This is a genomic window from Microcoleus sp. B3-A4 (genome assembly GCF_036705385.1).
GTDB lineage: Bacteria > Cyanobacteriota > Cyanobacteriia > Cyanobacteriales > Microcoleaceae > Microcoleus.
Map to the genome: position 1 here is coordinate 1 of NZ_JAUBUI010000183.1, position 2,765 is coordinate 2,765.

Genomic DNA, 2,765 nt, shown 5'->3' on the forward strand with positions numbered 1-2,765 from the left:
CCTCATTCTCTCCCAGCGCGGTGGCTCAAGTTCTACTTTTGTCACCGTTCTCATCTTTGGTTAGTCTAAACTACAGTCAATTTAGATTCAGGCTAATCGCTAGCACAATTGCAGCTTTAGTCGGGGCGGGGGTGATGTTGTGTCGCTCTTAAAAGTGTCGGCTTTATCCCTGTCAGGGCTTACTCTCTGGCTAGCTCCGCCATTCATTTTTTCCCGCAAGATTCCCCTGCATAATTTCATGCAAGGCATCGCCCTGGTATCTGGTTTCGCTTGTTGCTTTGAAGGTCGCCGATGCGCCCTTAAGGTCGCTAAAGAGGCGGATTTTGAGGCGATGAAAGAACGGGCTATTGATGCTGATGTGGCTGATGAGCTTAGCACTTCAATTTACGTAGCCGAGCAACAGCGACGGAAGGAAGCGGAAGCTATTCTTGTAAGTCCGGAGGAAGTGGAAGCCAAACGGAAAGCACTGGAAGCCTTGTACAGCAACGACTTACAGCCGGAAGTTTCCGCTACCACTTCCGAAAAAGATGCTAGTGATTTAGAGCTTTGGTGGAAAGTGGAAGCGGCGCAAGTTCAGGACAAAACCGCGACTTGGATTATCGAAAATATTCTCAAAATGAAGGGGAGGAAGTTCGCAGAGGGCAAAGCAAAATTACAAGCGCTGCTTGATCAGTTTGGGAATGTTCAAGAAAGTTAGAGCGCGTGGTGAAAGCCCGCGACCTTTTAAGCTTAGCGCGTACAAGCAAAAATTAGCGAGTGCTAGCACAAAGAGACGACAAAAATAAGTAGTGAGGAATAGAGGCTACTACCTATAGGTAGCGAGTTTCTATATACGCCAAAAACCATGCACAGAGCGCGTTCTAGATTTTATGGCAACTATGCCTCTTGAATTGGTTGCGGGGATGTGCTAGCACCCCAGCTTTCTCTATATTTGGCGGTACAAGGAAAATCGAAACCCATTAGGTTTCCTGCACAATGCGTTCTAATAAAAATCTCCCAGAACCCGCATTCTTTCGTGAATAACAAAAACTGAATCCTATTAGGTTTCAGGCACAAACAGTTCAATTAAAATCCGTGCTCTCAATCCCATCCATCGCCTAGAATATTGGACATGGACAATCGACCCCTAACACCACGCGAAAAGATAGAGGCCCGCCGAGAAGAACGAGAATCTCGACGGTCATTTCTCAAGCACTATTACTACAACCCTTGGAGGGTGTGGACGATTGTTCTTGACTATCTAACGCAAGTGAAGGTCGAGGTCTACAGAAAAAAGCCTGTAGACAGTGGGATAGACCTAAAACACTCACTTTTGCGCGCTAAATTCTGCAATGGCTTAATCGGTGTCAGTCTTACTGACAGTGTTACCGCACCCCTAGTCAACTAGCGGGGCGGCTTCTCCTATGCTCTAAGTTTTCCAAAAATTAAACACCAAAAAACCGCTGCTTTTCGATTGAAGCCCGATAGTGCAACGGTTTTGAGGATATCCACATTCAGTCTCGCTGTGGGCGAGCTAAATTTCATGTACAACGATTCTACTTCGATTAGCGGCAAAGTTTCAAGCGGCTCTGCTGCATTGATCAATGCAATTTCTAAATTTCCACAAGAATGGGCACTAGCTCCCTGTGTAGGGAAAAAGAATTTGTGGCCAAACTGGAATAAAGCCAAACTTGATCGCGCCGCACTGATCCAAGCAATCCGCTCACAAACTAACCACGAAGGCAAAAAAACCTTGTGGACTGGGGTGAGTATCGTTACCGGCCCGCTGAGTCATGGAATCATGGCCGTGGACTTTGACGGGCCACTAGCCTGGAAAAAATATCTTGAGCTATCAGGCGATCGTATACCGCCAATGACAAAACATTGGACTTCGGGCAAACCAGGACACTTTCAGATTTTGCTGTCAGTGTCGCCGGAAAAGTGGGAAAACCTAGCAGCGGTTAAGTATTTTATTCTCGATCCTGCCCCTCGCCTCGAATTGGGTTTGAGTTTGGAAGCGATCACAGAAGCTGTCGAAACTACAGTCGAAAATATTGAGCAGTGGGAGTCTGGCACAACTTCACCGATTCCCCCGGCGATCGCTAAAAAGTTAGTTGAGATTTACGGTTGCAGCGGTGGCGAGCTTTGCCAAAAATTAGAACTGCGCTGGAATGAGTGCAGCACCCTGCCTCCCAGCATCCACCCGGACACTGGCAAGCCTTACCGCTGGGAAAATAACGGCGAGGTAGCAAAATGCCCCGACTTTATTTTGGATCTGATGCGGGAAGTATTGGAGATCGAAATCCCCCACAAACCAAAACCCGAAAATCCAACATACATAGATGCGGATCGTAAAAGTTTGGTTGACATCTACGAGAATGAAATCTTGCCGCGTCTAGACGCTGAGGAATTTTACGGCAGCTATCTAAAACTAAAATCTGCGGGTAAAAACTTAAAAGCTCTGTGTCCATTCCACGCCGAAAAAACAGCGAGCTTTAGCGTCACTCCGTCTGAAAAAACTTTTCACTGTTTCGGGTGCGGTACTGGCGGCGGGCCTGTGCAGTTTCTTTACCAACTAAATGGTGGCACTGGTAGCCCGACCGGGAAAGATTTTTATGGTGTGGTGATGGAACTCGCGGATCGTGTTGGCGTGAGGATGCCCGATCGCAAATTTCAGCAGAATCCAGAATCTAAAATCCAACATCCCATAAGAGTGTTGCAAGAAATAAATGATCCAAAATCAACCAGAGTTACAAAAGATTTCAACAAACCATTTTTTCAAGTTT

General features: G+C 46.7%; 2 protein-coding genes. Both read left to right on the plus strand.

Going from position 1 to position 2,765, the window contains the following annotated elements; genetic code table 11:
* The first annotated feature begins 139 nt into the window (after nt 1–139).
* On the plus strand, nt 140–697 hold the full coding sequence (locus QUB33_RS29095; protein WP_333358029.1) for a hypothetical protein: 558 nt from the start codon (nt 140–142) through the stop codon (nt 695–697).
* An 825-nt stretch (nt 698–1,522) separates the two neighbouring features.
* Nucleotides 1,523–2,765: CHC2 zinc finger domain-containing protein (locus QUB33_RS29100; RefSeq protein ID WP_333358032.1), on the plus strand; the 1,243-nt coding region annotated here is incomplete at its 3' end.